This is a genomic window from Faecalimicrobium dakarense (genome assembly GCF_000499525.1).
GTDB classification, from domain to species: domain Bacteria; phylum Bacillota; class Clostridia; order Peptostreptococcales; family Peptostreptococcaceae; genus Faecalimicrobium; species Faecalimicrobium dakarense.
Map to the genome: position 1 here is coordinate 1 of NZ_HG529332.1, position 19400 is coordinate 19400.

General features: G+C 26.8%; 20 protein-coding genes and 1 riboswitch. Of the genes, 2 read left to right on the forward strand and 18 right to left on the reverse strand.

The window, feature by feature from the left end:
* From BN899_RS20995 to BN899_RS09285, 13 genes are all read right to left on the reverse strand, one after another.
* Positions 1-101, reverse strand: a 101-nt coding sequence (locus BN899_RS20995; protein WP_370659292.1) for a MutS N-terminal domain-containing protein, incomplete at its 3' end; no start/stop codon positions are given.
* Positions 102-318: 217 nt separating this feature from the next.
* Complete coding sequence (locus BN899_RS09235) at positions 319-1044, reverse strand: TraX family protein (protein ID WP_042274845.1); 726 nt, start codon at positions 1042-1044, stop codon at positions 319-321.
* A 138-nt stretch (positions 1045-1182) separates the two neighbouring features.
* Positions 1183-1974 carry a DUF3226 domain-containing protein gene (locus BN899_RS09240; protein WP_042274846.1) on the reverse strand — a complete coding sequence of 264 codons (792 nt, stop codon included), beginning with the start codon at positions 1972-1974 and terminating at the stop codon, positions 1183-1185.
* Entirely contained in the window at positions 1974-2999 is a 1026-nt protein-coding gene (locus BN899_RS09245) for an AAA family ATPase (protein WP_042274847.1), read from the reverse strand. Before BN899_RS09245 ends, BN899_RS09240 begins: the two co-directional genes overlap by 1 nt.
* Before the next feature lie 118 nt (positions 3000-3117).
* Positions 3118-3924, reverse strand: a complete 807-nt coding sequence (gene proC / locus BN899_RS09250; RefSeq protein ID WP_042274848.1) for a pyrroline-5-carboxylate reductase — start codon at positions 3922-3924, stop codon at positions 3118-3120.
* A 26-nt stretch (positions 3925-3950) separates the two neighbouring features.
* Entirely contained in the window at positions 3951-6320 is a 2370-nt protein-coding gene (gene hypD / locus BN899_RS09255; protein ID WP_042274849.1) for a trans-4-hydroxy-L-proline dehydratase, read from the reverse strand.
* A gap of 5 nt (positions 6321-6325) precedes the next feature.
* Positions 6326-7237: a trans-4-hydroxy-L-proline dehydratase activase gene (locus BN899_RS09260; protein WP_042274851.1), complete on the reverse strand. Its 912-nt coding sequence runs from the start codon at positions 7235-7237 to the stop codon at positions 6326-6328.
* A 13-nt stretch (positions 7238-7250) separates the two neighbouring features.
* Entirely contained in the window at positions 7251-7811 is a 561-nt protein-coding gene (locus BN899_RS09265; RefSeq protein WP_042274852.1) for a helix-turn-helix domain-containing protein, read from the reverse strand.
* A 158-nt stretch (positions 7812-7969) separates the two neighbouring features.
* Positions 7970-10384: an ABC transporter permease gene (locus BN899_RS09270; RefSeq protein WP_042274853.1), complete on the reverse strand. Its 2415-nt coding sequence runs from the start codon at positions 10382-10384 to the stop codon at positions 7970-7972.
* Positions 10377-11060 carry an ABC transporter ATP-binding protein gene (locus tag BN899_RS09275; protein ID WP_042274854.1) on the reverse strand — a complete coding sequence of 228 codons (684 nt, stop codon included), beginning with the start codon at positions 11058-11060 and terminating at the stop codon, positions 10377-10379. The genes BN899_RS09270 and BN899_RS09275 overlap by 8 nt, the downstream gene beginning before the upstream one ends.
* Before the next feature lie 63 nt (positions 11061-11123).
* Positions 11124-11960, reverse strand: coding sequence for a sensor histidine kinase (locus BN899_RS09280; protein ID WP_154658895.1), 837 nt, complete (start codon positions 11958-11960; stop codon positions 11124-11126).
* Between the two features lie 65 nt (positions 11961-12025).
* Positions 12026-12367 carry a hypothetical protein gene (locus BN899_RS18650; protein ID WP_052356776.1) on the reverse strand — a complete coding sequence of 114 codons (342 nt, stop codon included), beginning with the start codon at positions 12365-12367 and terminating at the stop codon, positions 12026-12028.
* Positions 12364-13059, reverse strand: coding sequence for a response regulator transcription factor (locus BN899_RS09285; RefSeq protein WP_042274856.1), 696 nt, complete (start codon positions 13057-13059; stop codon positions 12364-12366). The genes BN899_RS18650 and BN899_RS09285 overlap by 4 nt, the downstream gene beginning before the upstream one ends.
* Before the next feature lie 182 nt (positions 13060-13241).
* Here BN899_RS09285 and BN899_RS09290 point away from each other — a divergent pair, with 182 nt between their 5' ends.
* Both BN899_RS09290 and BN899_RS09295 read left to right on the forward strand, forming a co-directional pair.
* Positions 13242-13577, forward strand: coding sequence for a hypothetical protein (locus BN899_RS09290; protein WP_042274857.1), 336 nt, complete (start codon positions 13242-13244; stop codon positions 13575-13577).
* An 18-nt stretch (positions 13578-13595) separates the two neighbouring features.
* Positions 13596-14129 (forward strand): GNAT family N-acetyltransferase, encoded by a 534-nt coding sequence (locus tag BN899_RS09295; protein ID WP_042274858.1) that lies wholly within the window; start codon positions 13596-13598, stop codon positions 14127-14129.
* Between the two features lie 59 nt (positions 14130-14188).
* On the opposite strand, the gene BN899_RS09300 is transcribed toward BN899_RS09295, so the two are convergent.
* From BN899_RS09300 to BN899_RS09320, 5 genes are all read right to left on the reverse strand, one after another.
* Positions 14189-15415, reverse strand: coding sequence for a M20 family metallopeptidase (locus tag BN899_RS09300; protein WP_042274860.1), 1227 nt, complete (start codon positions 15413-15415; stop codon positions 14189-14191).
* A 25-nt stretch (positions 15416-15440) separates the two neighbouring features.
* A complete protein-coding gene (locus BN899_RS09305; protein WP_042274861.1) occupies positions 15441-16253 on the reverse strand; it encodes a MetQ/NlpA family ABC transporter substrate-binding protein in 813 nt (270 codons plus the stop codon).
* A gap of 20 nt (positions 16254-16273) precedes the next feature.
* A complete protein-coding gene (locus tag BN899_RS09310; protein ID WP_042274863.1) occupies positions 16274-16954 on the reverse strand; it encodes a methionine ABC transporter permease in 681 nt (226 codons plus the stop codon).
* Positions 16914-17981 carry a methionine ABC transporter ATP-binding protein gene (locus BN899_RS09315; RefSeq protein WP_042274864.1) on the reverse strand — a complete coding sequence of 356 codons (1068 nt, stop codon included), beginning with the start codon at positions 17979-17981 and terminating at the stop codon, positions 16914-16916. The genes BN899_RS09310 and BN899_RS09315 overlap by 41 nt, the downstream gene beginning before the upstream one ends.
* Positions 17982-18066: 85 nt before the next feature.
* A riboswitch (SAM riboswitch) is annotated at positions 18067-18170 on the reverse strand.
* 157 nt (positions 18171-18327) lie between these two features.
* Positions 18328-19278 (reverse strand): hypothetical protein, encoded by a 951-nt coding sequence (locus tag BN899_RS09320; protein WP_042274865.1) that lies wholly within the window; start codon positions 19276-19278, stop codon positions 18328-18330.
* Positions 19279-19400: the final 122 nt, after the last annotated feature.

Consider the following 19400-nt stretch of genomic DNA (forward strand, 5'->3'; position numbering starts at 1 on the left):
AAATCTCCTAATCTGAAAAATAATATACAATCTGGATATCTATCTTTAACTTCAAAGTATTGTTTCATCATAGGAGTTAATTTATTTTTATCTATTTCCATTAGCTTTACCTCCCTCATTTCTGTTGTTTGTAATCTATTGTAAAATTTTTATTATGTATAATTTTATATAGTTTATTTTCTATTAGTCTGATTAATTATTATACCATAACTGAAAACTATTATTAAGAGTGTATATTAAATACTTAATAGTTATCTTGTTTTATATAACTTCCTTATATAAAAAATAAAGGATGAAGCTATACTATAGCTTCATCCTTTATTTTAATATAAACTGCAATACAGCTAATCCCCATAGGTGTAGTGGGTAAAATACATAAAATAGATATTTTGAAAACTTATTATTAAGTCCTCTTTCTCCATTATAAGCTAATATAAATGGTACTGCTAATATAAGTAAGAAATCTGAATTAAACATTAACATATTTAATGTTTCTTTAATATCTCCATACCACATAAAATTTATCTTAAATAATATAAGTGATAAAACTGTATAACCAATAACTGTTTTTTTCATATTTTCTCTAAATAAATATGTTATTAGTATAAATGGTATCACAGCCATTCCGCCTTCTACAAATATTGTTAATGTCAGTAGTAATAAAGTAGCTACTATTAATCCTATCTTTTTAATTCCATTATTCTTCTTAGCTAATTCTATTAAATTAAGTACTGTAAGACCTAATGCTAAAGTCATAAATATATTATTATGAGTACCTACTTCTTTAGAAGCTAAAATTATGTTTAAAAGTCTATTTCCAACTTCCATAAATAAAGCCCATCCACAAAGTCTTAAATTATATTTAAACCTATTTCTAGTATGGAAAAATCCTTCTACCATTAAATAAGCAAATATTGGTGCAACTATTCTTGATAATGGATGAAACCATTCTGGAAATACTGTTGGGAATGCAAAATACAAATGGTCCATCAGCATTAATACAAGTGCTATAATTTTTAATTGAAATCCGTCTAATTTTTTCATATTGTCTCCTTATCTCCTATGATTTTATGCTTTAATTATATAATCATAGTATAAAAGAAGACATTTAATTGCATTACACTGTACTTACATTTTTGTAAGATTAAGAAATATTTCAATAAAAAATGACCTAAATTTAGGTCATTTAATTGTTTCTTCTATATATTTATATATCCCTCCAAGTAGTTTACAGCTTTTTACCGTATCTGATGTTATCCATTTGCTACTTCCTATTAATAATCCCATTGATGAAGCTGGATTTTTAACATTTCCAACACAAGATATTCTAGTTTTATCATATCTTGAGTTACTTTCTCCCCATTTACTTTTATATTTATTAGGAATATTAGATAGGAATAAATCCACCTCTTCTAATAAAGCTTTATCTACTGATTTTATTGCTTCTATTAATATTTGTTCTAACCTTCCGCTATCTTTATTATTTGGCATAACAAAAAACTCAGTTTCTATATTTATAATATCTACATTATTTAATGACAAAAAACCATCAATTAACTTATTTTTGTTTATTTCTAAATCATTGTCCTTTGGGAAGCTAATCTTTATTAACTCACTTATCTTATCTTCTCTAATCTTAAGGTCACCATCACAAAAAATTACTACTTTAGTAATCTCATCTAGTTCATCTAACCTAAACTTGCTTATAGCATTATCTAATGCTTTAATTAATTTCGTTTCTCCATCTGCACTTATTATACATACACTTTGATTTCCTTTATCATAAAAACTAGGTATCTTATTATAATTTTCTAAACTATTTTTTTCGTATGGAAATCTGTCTATTAATAAATTATTAAAAGGTTTTGTTACTTTATTAATATCTTTTATACATCTAAACTTTAATACCCTAAGTATACTTGATATTAATGCAACATCATGAGCCCCTTCTACTATAAAAAGGTAATGATCCATTATCTTAAATCACCACCTTCTTGTACTACGATTTCATAGGCCTTATCTCCTGAAAATCTCCTTGAATATATTTGACCTTTGAATTCTTCCAGCCTATATATAGCTACTTCATTTAGACTTTCATCAAATTTTTCAAGTAGAGCTCCGATTGCCTCTAAACTATGAGTAGTTGCTATTATCTGAGTGTTATATAACTTACTATTTTTTATTATTTCTTTAAAAATTTTTCCTATTATGTCTTTATGTATTCCTGTTTCTATTTCATCTACTAATAATATTCCATTTTCAGAATCTATAACTTTAGAAGTAAGTATTATAGCTTTTTTAAATCCATCACCAAAACTACCCATACTCATACTTAATTTATCATTAGTAGTTATATATATTTCTCTATCAGATGTAAAGTTTATATCTACTATATTATCATCAAATATTTTTAGCATATCTATTAATCTTTGTTTTTCTCCATTTTTTATAACTCTATCTATTGCTTCTATAGAACTATCTTCCATATATGTATCTATTGGCATCATATATCCTATATTTAAAAGCTCTAATTGCTTTTTAGGCCTTATAAAGCTTTTTTGGTTATCACTCATAATAAATTCTCTAGATTCATTATTAAATTCATATCTAAGTATTGTTCTATCAAAATCTTTTAGTTCATTAGTTTGACCATTATCATCAATACATATAAGTTGTTCTTCTTTTCCATTTATGCATAATCTATTTAATTTATCTTTTATATATAAATTTATGTTAATTTCATTGTCTAAGTCACAGTTATAAAACATTTCCTTTATTTTATTATATTTGACAGTTTTTAGATTGTATTTTCTGCTAACTCTTTTTATGTGAGATATAAAATCATAGGGTCTTTCAAATAACTCAACAGCTTCAAGTACAGTAGTTTTTTTAGAATTATTATCTCCAACTAATATATTTATTGATTTCATATCTTCTAATTTTAAATCTTTTATCCCCTTAAAACTTTGTATATAAATATCTTTTATATGGTTTGGCAATACATATCCCTCCTCAAAACACTTATATAAAATTATATTCAGGGGCATAAAAATAAGACTAGTATAATATATATCTAGTCTTATTTTAGTTAAGTATTTAGTTATTAGTTATATATATTTATTCACTCATCTCTTTCGATTTCTTAATACAGTCTGTTACAGCGTCTATTACACAACTTCTAAACCCTTTATTTTCTAGTGTTTTAACAGCTTCTATTGTAGTTCCTCCAGGAGAGCATACCATATCCTTTAACTCTCCTGGATGAATACCTGTTTCAAGTACCATTTTTGCAGATCCCATTACTGCCTGAGCTGCAAATTTATAAGCTTGATTTCTCGGCATTCCATTAAGTACTGCAGCATCTGCCATAGCTTCTATAAACATAAATACATATGCAGGTGAAGATCCACTAACACCTATCACAGAATCTATTAAATATTCATTTACTACTTCAGCTTTTCCAAATGAGCTAAATATAGATTTAACTATTTCTAGTTCTTCATCTATTATATTTTTATTTGGGCATATAGCGCTCATACCTTCATTTACTAAAGCAGGCGTATTTGGCATAGTTCTTATTATTTTTTTATCTTTACCTATAACATTTTCAATAGAAGATATAGTTTTTCCAGCTGCTATAGTTACTATAATTTTATCACTATCTATAAAATCTTTTACGCTTTCTAAAACAACATCGTATATATTAGGTTTAACTGCAACTATTACTATATCACTATTTTTAACAACCTCATCTGACTTTGTAGTTGTATTTATATTAAACTCATTTTTAATGCTCTTTAGCGTTTTTTCATTTAAATCTGATGAAATTATATTTTCAGAATTAACTAATCCTGATTTAACTATTCCACCTATCATTGCTTTTGCCATATTTCCAGAACCTATAAAACCAATGCTTTTATTCATTTTATCAATCTCCTTTTGGCATTTTATTAGAAAACTTGCTCAGTTCTATTTATTATCTCATCTTGTAATGCTCTACTTAAGTTATTAAAATGGTCACTATACCCTGCAACTCTTACTATTAAGTCCTTGTATTCATCAGGATTTTCTTGAGCTCTTAGTAAAACATTTTTATCAAATACATTAAATTGTATATGATGTCCATCCATATTAAAGTATGCTCTAACTAAGTTAGCCATATTATCAAGTCCATCTTCTCCTTCTACAACGGATGGAGCAAATCTTTGATTAAGTAGTGTTCCACCTGTTTTTATATGATCCATTTTAGAACATGATTTTATTACTGCTGTAGGCCCATTTGTATCAGCCCCTTTTTCTGGTGATATACCTTCTGATAATGGTTTTTGTGAAAGCCTTCCATTTGCACTAGCTTTCATAACCTCTCCAAAATATACATGACATGTAGTAGGTAACATGTTTATTCTATATGTTCCACCTATAGGAGATTTTCTACCTGTTACATCATTATAGAATGCATTAAATACTTGTTGCATTAATTCATCAGCATAGTCATCATCGTTTCCATATTTAGGTGTTTTGTTAGACACTAAATTATAAATTAATTCATTACCTTCAAAATTATTTTCAAGTGCAGTTAAAAGTTCATCCATAGTAAATTTAGCTTTATCAAATATATTATATTTAATAGAAGATAAACTATCTGTTATTGTACCTATACCAACACCTTGAATATACTTTGTATTGTATCTTGCTCCACCAGCATTATAATCTTTTCCTTTTTTAATACAATCATCAACTATAACACTCATAAGTGGAGCAGGCATGTGCTTTGAATATATTCTTTCTATTATATTATTTCCATTTACCTTTATATCAACAAAGTGATGTAATTGAGCTTTTAAAGCTTCAAATAAATCTTGGTAGCTTTTAAAATTTCTTGCATCTCCTGTTTCTATTCCAATTTTTTTACCGCTCATTGGATCTATACCATTATTTAAAGTTATCTCAAGTATTTTAGGTAAATTCATATATCCTGTAAGTATATATGCCTCTTTCCCAAAGCATCCAGTTTCAACACATCCACTAGTACCACCATGTCTAGCATCTTCTATACTTTTACCTGCTTCTATAAGTTCTTGCAGTATTGCCTCTGTATTATAAAACGCTGGTTGACCCCATCCTTTTCTAGATACCTCACAAGCTCTCTTTAAGAATCTTTCCGGAGTTTTTCTGCTTATTTGAACATTTGAGCTCGGTTGTAATAACTTCATTTCATCCATTACATCTAATATAAGATAACTTACATCATTTATACCATCTTTACCATCTTCAGTTACTCCACCGGTATTTATATTTGCAAAATCTGTATAAGTTCCACTCTCTTTTAATGTTATCCCTACCTTAGGTGGTGCTGGTTGGTTATTAAATTTAATCCATAAGCATTCTAAAATTTCTTTTGCTTTGTCTTCATCTAATGTACCTTCTTCAATATCATTTTCATAAAAAGGATTTAAGTGCTGATCTAGTCTTCCTGGACTAAAGGCATCCCATATATTTAATTCAGTTGTAACTCCAACATGTATAAACCAATACATTTGTACTGCTTGGTGGAAAGTTTGTGGTTTATTGGCTGGAACAATATCACAATTTTTCGCTATTAATAATAATTCTTTCTTCTTATTTTCATCAATTTCTTTATCTGCTAGTTCTCTAGCATAATCAGCATATCGTTTTCCATATATAATTAAAGCATCACAAGCTATATCCATTGCCTCTAGCTGTGATTTTTTATCGTATGCATCTAAGTCATTTATAAAGTCTAGCTTATCTATTTCATATTTAATCTCTTTCTTAAAATCTAAAAATCCTTTTTTGTAAAAGCTACCTCCACCAACAGTGTGACCAGGAGCTCTTTGTTCCATAAATTCTGTGAAAATCCCACTTTCATAGCACTCTAACCATTCTTTATTCATAGAGTCCATTATTCTCTTTCTTATTTGACGATTTTCCCAGTATGGTATTATCTCTTCTTCTTGAATTTTTTTAACATTACTATCCACTTTAAAAGATATTATTTCTCTTTGATTCATTATATCTAAGTCTTCTAAAGTATGGCAACATAGCTCTGGATAAGTTGGTGCCCCTTGCGGGCAGTCCCCTTTTTCTCCTACAATAAGTTCTCCATCATTTATACATAAAGTTCTATTTTCCATATAATGCTTAAAAGCTAAAGCTCTAAGAACTGGCGTTTCAACACTTCCTTCATATTTTTTATAAGCATCAGTTATAAGACGAGCTCTTTCAATAGTTATATGAGGTACTCCATTTACACTTTGTTTTCTTAGTTTTTTAGTTCTATCAAAATTACCTCTATCCATTTTGATTATCCCCCTATTTTAATTTTAAAGTTATTTAATTCAAATAAAGACCTAATTTCTTCTAACTTTTTATCATCTGGCTTTTTAAACTCTAATCCTTCATAATCCCTATAAAGCTTTTTATATTTATGCATTCCTATATTATGATAAGGTAGAAGATTGACTTCTTTTACATTAGTATCTTTTAAGAACTCTATAATCTTTAATACTTCTGTATTGCCTTCATCTACATTTACACCTTCTATTAAAGGTATTCTCACATTTATATTTGCATTTTTTTCACTTAATTTTTTCAAGTTATCTAAGACTAAGTTGTTACTTTTTCCTGTAAACTTCTTATGCTTTTCATCATCAATAAGTTTTATATCATATAAAAATAAGTCTACATAAGAAAGTATTTTTTCATAATTATCAAATTTAGCATAGCCACAAGTATCTATTGCTACACTTATACCTTTATTTTTGCAAGCTAATACAATACTTTTTATGTAATCTATATCTTGAGCCATTACCTCTCCTCCAGACAAGGTAACTCCTCCGTTAGATTGTTCATAAAACATCATATCCTTTTCAATTTCTTTTGCTAGTTCTTTAACTTTATAAGTAGTTCCTACCATTTCTCTAGCATTATTTATACAATAATCTAAACAAGTTTCACAAAGTTTACACTTATTTTTTTCCAAATACACATTGTTTTCTTGTGTGTATATAGCATCGTTTGGACACTTTTTAATACAAGTCTCACATCGGCTACATTTTTCTTCATTGTAAAGAACTTCTTTTGCGTAAGATTGACTTTCTGGGTTATGGCACCAAGCACATTCTAGAGGACATCCCTTAAAAAACACAGTTGTTCTTATACCTGGTCCATCATGTATACTACATTTTTGTATATTAATTATTAATGGATTATTCATAATATCACCTATATTATTTTTTATATGGATTTGGAGTGGATGTTACTAAAATTTTTACCATTTTATTTGTATAATTTGCCCAATTGTGATGTTGTAGGGAACTAAAATGTACACTATCCCCTGGATAAAGTTCATACTCTTTTTCATCTAAAAATAAAGTTAATGTTCCTTCAAGTATATAGATAAATTCTTCTCCCTCATGACTATAAGGCTGTATATCCTCTTCTGTATTATTTGGTAATATCTCTACCAGCCTAGGAAGCATTTGTTTATCATCTAGATTATTTGATAAATTGTATTGTATACATCCAAAAGTGCATATATTATACACTTCTTTTTCATAGCTTCTCACAACTTGCTTATTTTTTACTCTTGGTTTTAAGAAAAAATAAGATAATTCTACATCAAATACCTCAGCTATGGTTTGTAAAGTATCTGTAGCAATACTTGTTAATCCTCTTTCTAATTGAGATAAAAATCCTATTGATAAGTTTGTTTTTTCACTTAAATCTTTTAATGTCATATTTTTACTTGTTCTTAATTGTTTTATTTTTAAACCTATATCCTCTTTCAATTTGATCCTCCTATTTTCACTTATACTATAAATATACTATTCACAGTATAATATTTCCACTATTTTTTATATATTTATGAATTTTTTTTAGTATTAGTAAACTAATTTATTTAGTATAAAAAATAGTACTACATTAATGCAGTACTATTTTTTATATTTTAATTTTCACTATATCTTACTCTATCTATTAATGATTCTTTATTAAATATTTTATTTATTATATATCCTATAACAAATTGAACTAATACCATAACTACTACAACTATTAAGCCTGGAACTATCGGGAATTTATAAATCATATATTCAGCACCTGTGTTATACATTACTTTATATCCAAGATATCCTATAGCACTTCCAAATATTAATGAAAATACTAAAGTTGATATTGTATAAAATACACCTTCTAATTTAAGCATTTTTAAAAGTTGTTTATCACTCATACCAATTGCTTGAAGTATACCTATTTCTTTTTTTCTAGATAATATACTTGTTATCATTGTATTTATAAGATTTACTAAACTTATAACTCCTATAATAGTTATAAGGGAATATCCCATCATATTAGTTGACATAAATGATTTTTCATAATTTTCTAATCGCTCTTTATATGAAGAATAATTTAATTTTTTATATTCATTTGATATATTAGTTAAAGCTTTACCTATAGATTCTTCTTTATTTTTATCTACACTAATTGATATTGAAGTTATATACTTTGGATTTGTTATAAAGTCTATGCTTGTAATAACTTCTCCTCCTAAATGATACTTTGTTCTTCCTTGAACTCTTACTTTTTTGTCCACTTTTTTATTATCTTCATTCACAGTTAAAGTTATTATATCTCCTACCTTAAATCCATTCCAATGTTCTGCTGATCCATTTATTAAAACTTCTTCCCCACTTTTTATTTTTTCTAAGTTAAATTTACCAGAAGTTAAATCACTACCTGCAAGTTTTAACATATCATCAGTATAACCATCTAAATCTATTTCTACGTCTTTAAGTTCTGGCTCTACCTTTTTCATTTCTCCACCTATATTCGGAGTAGTTACTTTAATTTCTCTTATTTCATCAATTCGCTCTACACCATCTATATTTTTTATATTATTTATAAAGTCTTGATTTAATGGATTGTTATTTATAAAGTCAGCTTTTTCTTTTTCAAAATCATATCCAATATATTTATGTCCAAATGAAAAATCACCTGCCAATCCATACTTAACCATTTGCTCTGTGTTGATACTCATCATAACTGTTGATGCTGCGATTATAAGCATTCCACTTAATGAAAGTGATAGTACTGTTATTAATGTACGCTTTTTATTTCTATATAAATTTGCCTTAGTAAGTTTTAATACATCTATATCTATATAGCCCTTTCTATTTTTCTTCTTGCTATCATTGTTACTTTCAATGTATTTCATAGCTTCAACTGGTGATATTTTTGCGGCTATTTTACTTGGTTTTAATAATGATATATATACAGTTAATAATGTAAGTATTGCTGAGCCTATTATTATTGAAGAATTAGTCTTAATACTTAAATTTGTTGCTTTTTCTCCAATTAATCCTAATATATTATTTAATATTAAGCTACTTATTATATATCCTAATGTGATTCCTAATGGAATTGCAATTATAGATAAAATCATACCTTCTTTTATAATAATTTGTTTCAGTTGTTTTTTAGTGCAACCTATTGCTTTTAATTTTCCAAAGTCTTGTATTCTATTTATTATTGATATATAGAATATATTATAAATTACAAGTATTGCAGAAAACATAATTACCAAACATACTACTACTGCACATAATACAGTTGTTGGATTTGGTTTCATCCATAATAAATACATACTATTTAAAACTGTGTTTTCTTCTTTAAAGCCTAGGCTACTTGCTACTTCATTTATTTTTTCTTCTAATTCAACTCTTGATAATTTATCTTCATTTTTTATTCTTATATTCGCTCTTAGACTTGTTTTATAATTATTTTCTTTCATAAATTTTTTAGAAACTATTATCATGTGAGCATTATTTGCCTCTGACCCTTCATCTAAAGGTATAATCCCACTTACTATAAAATCTTTTTCTGTATAGTTTTTATTTATATCATGGAATTTAATCTTTATAGTTTGTCCTACTTCATCACTATATCCTAATTTTTTAAGACCTTTTTTATCAATTAATACTTCATTTGATTTTGTTGGAAATGTTCCTTTTATAATAGATTTGTTCGAAAGGTCAAGTGCATTTTCATCTACATACCCAAATCCAAATAAAGATTCATCAAGCTCAAATTTTCCAATCTGACTTCCATTTATTCCAAATATTTCTACATCTTTATGTGCTTTTAATTTTTCTACTTGTTCTTCTTCTAGTTTTCTATAATATGCATGTGCATTTCCGTACCCTTCTATAGTTCTTTCTTTCTGATTTTGCATCATAGTTAAAGTTATTATCCCAACTGATGTAAGTAATGTGGTCGTAAGTACTACTGCTATCATTACCATTATACTTCTTAATTTATTTTCCTTTAAATTGCTTTTTACTATGTTATTAATGATACTATTCATTTATAGCACCACCTTTTATAACCTTACCATCTTCTATATGAATAACTCTATCTGCCATTTGAGCTATGCTTTCATCATGAGTTATAATAACTAATGTTTGAGAATATTTTTTAACCATATTTTTAAGTAACATCATAACTTCATCACTAGTTTTTGAATCTAAGTTACCTGTTGGCTCATCTGCAAGTATTATTGCTGGCCTTGCTGCTAGTGCCCTAGCTATCGCAACTCTTTGCTGTTGGCCACCTGATAATGTATTTGGTAAGCTTTCTTTTTTATCTTCAAGCCCTAAAGTTTTTATAACATCATTTACAAAATCTATGTCAACTTTTCTTCCATCAAGCCCAATAGGTAATACTATATTTTCCCAAACATTTAAACTTTGTATTAAATTATAATATTGAAATATAAATCCTATTTTCCTTCTTCTAAATACACTTAATTTATCATCATTTAATGAAAATATATCTTTATTATCTATATATACATTTCCACTAGTTGGTCTATCTAGACCTCCTAACATATGTAGTAGCGTACTTTTTCCACTTCCTGATTTACCTACTATTGCAACGAATTCACCTTGATTTATTTCTATTGAAGTATTATCTATTGCCTTTACTATATTTTCATCTTTTCCATAATATTTTTTTAAACTTTTAGTTTCTAGTACTTTCATTTTCTTATCCTCCCTGTTTGTTATAACTATATAATAAGAGATTAGTCTTTCAGCATAATGTCATTAATTATTGCATTTTTGCAATAATAGGGAGAATGTACTTCCTTTATCTATATTTTTACTAGCTACTATTGAACCTCCTTGAGCTTCTACTATTTTTCTACTTAAGTATAATCCAACTCCAGAGCCTTCAATATCTTTAGCTTCTTTCCCTCTATAAAATCTTTTGAATAAATTATTTAGTTCTTCTTTATTTATTCCTATCCCATTATCTTTTATATCTATTCTTAAATAACTTATAGTTTGAGATATTTTTATATCTATATTTCCATTATCCTCTGTATACTTTATAGCATTATCTAGTACATTAAATATAGCTTCCTCTGTCCATTTTTTATCATGATTTACTTTTAAATCTTCAAATTCATCTAAGTTTATTTCTATATTTTTATTTATTGCTTTTATATAAACACTCTTAACTGCTTTTATAATAGTATTTTTTATGTTTATACACTCTGGATTTATTTTTATCATACTCGATTCTAGCCTTGATATGTTAACTAATGAGTCTATAAGATTATGTAATTTTTTTGTACTTTCTTCATTTTGAATTACAAAGGTCTTTCTATCTTCTTTTGATATATCATCCTCTAAAAGTATTGAATTATACAAGCTTATCGATGCTAGTGGCGTTTTTAATTGGTGTGATATATCTGTTATTAATGATTTTAAATTCTCTTTTTCATTATTTAATTTATTAAGTTCTATATCTAGTTTTTTACCTAAATCTTTCGTTCTAGATATTAAACTCATAAATATTCCATCTTCTTCGAGTTTTTCTTCTACTTTATAGTTATTTTTTATAAAATTATCAATATAATCAGATATATTATCTATCATTTTTATTAATGATTTAAAGAGTTTACTAAGTAGTATCAAACTAAGTATTAATGCTATTAGTGATACTAAAAAAACACTATTATAGACTTATAAATTATTACTTTACTTTTATTATCTTTAAGTATGCTATTATCTTTATATCCATATTTATTTAGCACACTTTTACCCCTGTTTTCTAAATCTTCATTACCTTCTTTTAATACATTCACTATATTTGCTTCATCTTTTGGGTAATATGTCACAAGTTTTCCTACCATAGATCTTGTTAAATTTATTTGTTCTTTGTAAAGAGCATCTAGTTGACTTATATGAAATACATTTAAAACTAATGTAAGTAATAAAAATAGTAAACTAATTTTTACTACCGTACTTTTTAATAATGGGTCTTGCTTTAGAGATTTTATCATTTTCTAACACATCCTTTTGCCCATGTATATCCAATTCCTCTTACATTCTTTATATAAGTTGGACTTTTTATATCATCTTCAACTTTATCCCTTAACCTTTTTATATTTACAGCTACTGCATTATCATATACAAATTGACCATCACATTCCCATATACATTCAAGTAATTGGTCTTTTGTTAATATTTGCTGACTATTTTCCATCATATATTTAAGTAGCTTATATTCATTTTTAGTAAGTATTAACTCTTCATTATTTTTAATTATCTTTAACTCTTCTAAATAAAATGTTATTTCATCTGATACTATATACTTAAATTTTGATTCTTCTTTATTTATTCTTTTCATAAATGCATTTACTTTTGATATTAACACTATTAAGCTAAAAGGCTTTGTTATATAATCATCCCCTCCAATGTTATATCCATTTACTATGTTTACTTCTTCATCAAGAGCAGTCAAAAATATTATAAATACATCACTTATTTTTCTTATTTCTTCACAAAATGATAGCCCATCCCCATCAGGTAAATTTATATCTGATATTATTAAATTTATATTATTGTTATAAAAAAATTCTTTTGCTTGTTGTATATTAAATGTAGAAAATACATTATACCCTTCTCTTTTTAACATAAAACTTATACCGTTGTTTAAAGATTCATCGTCCTCTAATACTAATATATTTTTCATATCCCCCTCCAAAATTTTATTTATTGTCATTTTTAATTATACTTAATAAACTCTAGAAAAACTATCTAATATATGCCTTTTAAAATTCATAAGTTATTATTTCTAACCCTATATTTAATTTCTTGCAAATACTTTACTTTATATATACAATTACTTTAATAGCGTATGAAGGGATTGGTTTTATGAAAAAGGAAAATTATTTTAGAAAACTTCAAAAGCTTATTTGGATAGATATTGGAATATTTACAGTGGTTTATATAATAGGGACTATAATACTTGAAATATTTAATATTCCAATTAATAGTATTTGGGCATGGCTAATTTTAGGTGGCATACCTATTTTTTTAGTTATTAGCGTATATACTAAGCTAATGAAATTTCCTTATGAATGTCAAAGCTGCCAAAAAGTTTTTAATATTAAATTTAGAGATATGTTTACTTTACATGCTGGTGATAGTAGAAGACTTAAATGTCCATATTGTCATAAAACTACTTGGGCTAAGATTAAAATAGATTAATTTATAGGGGGATAAATTATGAAAGAGATTTTATTAAAAAATGATAAGAAAGCTATAATAAGAAAAGCTAATACAAAAGATGCTCAAGAAATAATTAACTATCTTAATAAAATTGGTGGTGAAAGTGATTTTTTAACTTTTGGAGAAAATGAATTTAATATGAGTTTAGAAAATGAAGAAAAATATATAAATTCTCATGAAGATACAAATAATTCTATAATGATAGTTACCTTGGTTGACGGAAAAATTGTAAGTGTCGCTTCAATTACTTCAGTTCAAAAGGATAGACTTAAACATGTTGGTTCTCTTGGGATTAGTGTATTTAGTGAATACTGGGGACTTGGCATTGCTAATGAAGTTATGACTTATCTAATAAATTGGGCTAAATCTAATAGTATAACTAAAAAAGTAACTTTATCGGTTAGAGAAGATAATTATAAAGCTATTAATTTATATAAAAAATTTGGATTTGAGGAAGAAGGTAATTTTAAAAGTGATATTTTTATAAATGATATTTACTATAACACTATTAGTATGGGACTATTAGTTTAGATTAATTGAAAAATTTAAATTTAAGACTATGATTTTTGTATCATAGCCTTTTATATTATTTATAATAAATATTTATTATTTTCAAATTCTTCTTTTATTTCTTTAAAAACTTCACCGTCAACTAAAAGTTTTAAGGCTGTAAGAGATAAAGATTTTGCTCCAATTATTAAAGCTTCATCTCCTTCTTTTGATGCTGATGCTTTGCAAAACTCCTCTGTATGACCTACTAAACTAGACGGACCTATTTTTATATGTGGATGAAGCGTTGGTACTACATGGCTTACATTTCCAGCATCTGTAGAACCAAATCCATTTTGTCTTTCAGTGCAGATTTCATGACCTAGCTCATTTATAACACTAACGAAAAGTTCATTAAATTTATTGTTTACATAAAAATTGTCCACTTGATTTTGGAAAAATTTTATATTAACACTGGCTCCTGTACTTAATGCCGCTCCATTAGCTATTGATTTTATTTTGTTAGTCACTTCATTTAAAGTCTTTCTAGTTTGTGCTCTTATATAAAATCTGGCTTTTGCATATTCAGGTACTATATTTGGTGCATCACCTCCATGTGTTATTATTCCATGTATTCTAACATCATCAGGTACATGTTGACGAAGTGCATTTATTCCATTAAAAAGTTGAATTACTCCATCAAGTGCATTTATTCCTTTTTCAGGGCAAGCTGCTGCATGTGCTGGTTTTCCTATAAATTCAAAATCTATAGGGTCAACTGCTAAGCTATTTCCTGTAACTGAAGTTTCATTTGATGGATGTATCATTAAACAAGCATCAACATTATCAAATACATTAGCTTTTACAAAGCTTCCTTTAGCACTGCCATTTTCTCCACCTTCTTCAGATGGGCATCCAAATACGATTACTTCTCCGCCAATTTCATCAATTTCTTGAGATAATGCTATTGCTGCTGCACAACTAGCTACTCCAATTATATTATGTCCACAAGCGTGACCAATACCTGGCAAAGCATCATACTCTGCTAAAAATCCAATAGTTTTACCTATATTGGTTTTGGATTTTTTCCTCGCTATAAATCCAGTAACATGACCTGCAATATTAGTTTCTACCTCAAACCCATTTTCTTTTAGTAAATTAGAAAGTGTTTCACAAGCGAAATATTCTTTATTTCCTATCTCAGGATTGCTATGAATAGCATGACTTGCATATATATATATTTCTTTATTCTCGTCTATTATCTTTATTAAATCATTTTTTACTTCTTCTAAATTTAATTCTTTTGTATCTACATTGAAATTTCCCATATTATTTCCCCCTTATTTTTATTTATTAAAATGCTGGTATAGATTCTCCCTTAAATAATTTATTTATAGCATCTTTTATTTCTTGTGACTGGTAAGCCTTTACTACCTTTTTATAAACTTCATTGTCCTTATCTTTACTTCTTGCTGCAATTAAATTTATATATGGCTTTGATATTTCTAAGCTTGAATCTTCAATAAATAAAGCATCCTCTGTTGGTGACAATTTAGCATTTACAGCTACTCCACTATTTATAACTGCTACATCAATATCTTGAAGAGATCTCGGTATTTGAGTTGCTACTAATTCTTTTATTTCAATATTTTTAGTGTTTTCAACTATATCTTTAAGAGTTGGAAGTAAACCTACATCTTCTTTTAATTTTATTAATCCTACACTTTGAAGAAGTATTAAAGCTCTTCCTAAATTTGTAGCATCATTTGGAACTGCAATTGTTGATTTTTCTTTAATTTCATCAAGCGATTTTAATTTCCCAGGATATATTGCCATTGGCGCAAATACTGTGTCACCTATTGATACTAAATCTAATTTTCTTTCTGCATTAAAGTTTTCTAAATAAGCATGATGTTGAAAAGCATTTAAATCAATCTCACCTTCAGAAAGTGCTAGATTAGGTCTTATATAATCAGAGAAACTAATAATTTCTAAGTTAATATCTTCTTTGGCTAATTTTTCTTTTACTAAATCCCATATTTCATGTTCTTCACCCGTAACTCCTAGTTTTACAGTTTTGTTATCATCATTAGATGTATTACTACATCCTACTAAACTACCTATTGATATTATTATTGTTAAAAGTAATGTAAATATTTTTTTCATAATAAAATTCCCCCTTTAAATTAATGACTAAGTTTTTTAAGTAGTAAATCTCCAAATCCTTGAACAAGATTTACTAAAATAAGAAGTATTACCACAGTTACTATCATTACATCAGTTTGAAAATATTGATATCCATATCTTATTGCAAAGTCTCCAAGACCTCCACCGCCAACAGTTCCAGCCATTGCTGATAATCCAATTAAACTAATTGTAGTAATTGTAATAGCGTATATAATTCCACCAAAACCTTCTGGTAGCATTACTCTATAAATTATTTCAAATGGGCTTGATCCCATAGATTGTGCAGCTTCTATAACGCCAGTATCAATATCTAGTAAAACAGATTCTATTTGCCTTGCAACAAATGGAGTTGATCCAAATATAAGCGGCACTAACGCACCCTGTGTTCCAATTGTTGTTCCAACGAAAAATCTCGTAATTGGTAGTATAGTTGCCAGTAAAATAATAAATGGTATTGATCTAAAAATATTTATTATTTTACCTAATATTGTGTTTATAACTTTGTTTTCTAATATTCCATCTTTCCTAGTTATTACAAGTACTACTCCTATAGGAAAACCTATTACTGTAGATATTATTCCAGATACTAAAACCATATATAAAGTTTCAAATAGAGCCTTTATCATTTCCGGATATAAATTAACTACATTTGGTATCAGTGTTTTTAGTATTTCTGTCATAATCAATCACCTCCAAATTAATATTATGTTCTTTAAGATATTTACCTGCATTCAATATATTCTCAGTTTGCCCACTTAGTTTTACGATTAAATTTCCAATTGGTATATTTTTTACCATCTCTATATTCCCAAATAATATACTTGCATCTATTTTAAATTTTCTAGATATTTTCGATATAAATGCCTGACCTGTATTTTGACCAACAAAAGATATTTTTGCTAATACTTCATCTTCTTTTATTTCTTTTATAAACAGATCTTTTTTAAGTAAATCGTATATTTTATTATTTTGAAATAATGTTGATATAAAATTTTTTGTAACCTTAGCTTGTGGATTTGAAAATATATTTAGTATATCTCCTTTTTCAACTATATTTCCATCTTCCATAACAGCAATATTGTCACAAATTTCTTTTACTACATGCATCTCATGTGTAATTATTACTATAGTTAAATTAAGTTTTTCGTTAATATCTTTTAACAAATTAAGTATAGATTGAGTTGTTTGTGGATCAAGTGCTGATGTTGCTTCATCACATAAAAGTACTTTTGGGTTATTAGCTAATGCTCTTGCTATTGCAACCCTTTGTTTTTGACCTCCACTTAGTTGAGATGGATAACTATTAATCTTATCACTTAATCCTACTAATTCTAAAAGATCTATCACTCTATTTTTTATATCATCTTTACTAAGCCCACTACCCTTTAGAGGATATGCTATATTTTTAAACACAGTTTTTGACTTCATAAGATTAAAGTGCTGAAAAATCATACCTATATTTTTTCTACTTTCTCTTAAATCCTTAGATGATAGCTTCATTATATTTTGATTACCTATAAATACATCACCTGATGTAGGTCTTTCTAATAAATTAATGCATCGTACTAATGTGCTTTTACCAGCACCGCTAAATCCAATTATTCCGCATATCTCTCCTTCTTTAATATCTAAATTTACACCCTTTAATGCTTCCACTGAACTTTTACCTAATACATACGTTTTTTTAATATTTTTTAATTGAATCAAATATAGCTCCTCCCTTTTTTACAAAATAAAAAATCTTCTTCCCAAAATGAGAAGAAGATTTTTAACGTTTATATTAATATACTTCCCCTCATCTTTCAGGATTAAATCCTGTTGGAATTAGCACCACACCATTATAGGTAGGTTGCTGAGACATCATCGGGCCATTCCCTCCGTCTCTCTTGATAAGGTTTTTTATTTAATTTTTTGAATATTTTTATTTATGAAACTAATTGTATATTCTAAAACATATATTGTCAATTATAAAATTTTATTTTTATATATATTTTTATTTACTTTATACCACAAGCGCTTTCTCTTATTATACTTCTTTACTTAGACATATATTCTAATTGTTTATATCTTTATGTTTAAAAGTATTGTAGCAATGTAAAAGTTCCCTACTATCAAATATATACTTTCCACTTATTTGTGTATAATAAGCTCCTGTAGATTCATATATATCCTTTACTTTTTGAGTTAAATTTTTATGGTAATATCTTAATTCTTTATATTCTTTTTTTAATCTATCTGCAGTAAGCCAAATTTTATTTGATGTTATATCAGCTAATTTTATATTTTCAATTTTAAGGTCATTTTTTTGACCATATACATATAGCTCCGCCATTATCTCTTGTAAGTTTTCGTTAGTAAGATCCCTTTTTAATTTTATGTAAGTAATTGCACCCATACCATCAATACCTCTTTCTTCTAACCTTTCTTGTTTTATTAGGGCATCTAATGGTTGACGTTTTATGTATACATAAGATTTATCTTCAAGGACATAAGAACCTCTATTATACTTAGCTGGTTTATATACAACAAGTATTGGACAGTATTCTCCACCAACTTCTTCATCATTAAAATCAATTATATCTTCTTTATTTTTTAAATCATACTCACTAGACATACTTCCATATCTAGACTTTGATTTTAATGAATACATTTTAGAATTTTTAACACTATTTATTATCTCTTTTAAATAGTACTTATCTATAACACCACTATTATCATATGAATTATTTATATAATTATTTTTAACTTCTTCTCTCATAGAGTTTATCTCTTCTATATCTATGCCAAAGTATGACACTAGTACTTTAAATCTTTCTTCTAACTCGTATATATCTGTATTTATGTAAGGTAGGATTTTATGTAAATTATCTTCTGATTTGATTTTCATAAGTTGATTTCCTATTTCATTAGAACCTATACTACTATTTTTATCAAATAAATATTTGTTAATGTTTTCTTTTAAATTTTCTATATTTGTGTATATTCTAATATAATCTTGTAACATAGATTCTTCACTATCTATATTTTTTATAATTTCTTTTGGTATATCTATGTAAGTATTATTCTCTTTTATACATAATTTTAAGTTATTATCTGTTAAAAATTTCTTCTGTGTATTTAGCTATG

Coding starts and splice junctions, on each gene's coding strand:
- BN899_RS18650 (WP_052356776.1), bottom strand. CDS start 12,367: ATGATAAAATCTCTAAAGCAAGACCCATTATTAAAAAGTACGGTAGTA.
- BN899_RS09275 (WP_042274854.1), bottom strand. CDS start 11,060: ATGAAAGTACTAGAAACTAAAAGTTTAAAAAAATATTATGGAAAAGAT.
- BN899_RS09280 (WP_154658895.1), bottom strand. CDS start 11,960: ATGATAGATAATATATCTGATTATATTGATAATTTTATAAAAAATAAC.
- BN899_RS09260 (WP_042274851.1), bottom strand. CDS start 7,237: ATGAATAATCCATTAATAATTAATATACAAAAATGTAGTATACATGAT.
- BN899_RS09310 (WP_042274863.1), bottom strand. CDS start 16,954: ATGACAGAAATACTAAAAACACTGATACCAAATGTAGTTAATTTATAT.
- BN899_RS09235 (WP_042274845.1), bottom strand. CDS start 1,044: ATGAAAAAATTAGACGGATTTCAATTAAAAATTATAGCACTTGTATTA.
- BN899_RS09290 (WP_042274857.1), top strand. CDS start 13,242: ATGAAAAAGGAAAATTATTTTAGAAAACTTCAAAAGCTTATTTGGATA.
- BN899_RS09270 (WP_042274853.1), bottom strand. CDS start 10,384: ATGAATAGTATCATTAATAACATAGTAAAAAGCAATTTAAAGGAAAAT.
- BN899_RS09285 (WP_042274856.1), bottom strand. CDS start 13,059: ATGAAAAATATATTAGTATTAGAGGACGATGAATCTTTAAACAACGGT.
- BN899_RS09295 (WP_042274858.1), top strand. CDS start 13,596: ATGAAAGAGATTTTATTAAAAAATGATAAGAAAGCTATAATAAGAAAA.
- BN899_RS09320 (WP_042274865.1), bottom strand. CDS start 19,278: ATGTTACAAGATTATATTAGAATATACACAAATATAGAAAATTTAAAA.
- BN899_RS09300 (WP_042274860.1), bottom strand. CDS start 15,415: ATGGGAAATTTCAATGTAGATACAAAAGAATTAAATTTAGAAGAAGTA.
- hypD (WP_042274849.1), bottom strand. CDS start 6,320: ATGGATAGAGGTAATTTTGATAGAACTAAAAAACTAAGAAAACAAAGT.
- proC (WP_042274848.1), bottom strand. CDS start 3,924: ATGAATAAAAGCATTGGTTTTATAGGTTCTGGAAATATGGCAAAAGCA.
- BN899_RS09240 (WP_042274846.1), bottom strand. CDS start 1,974: ATGGATCATTACCTTTTTATAGTAGAAGGGGCTCATGATGTTGCATTA.
- BN899_RS09305 (WP_042274861.1), bottom strand. CDS start 16,253: ATGAAAAAAATATTTACATTACTTTTAACAATAATAATATCAATAGGT.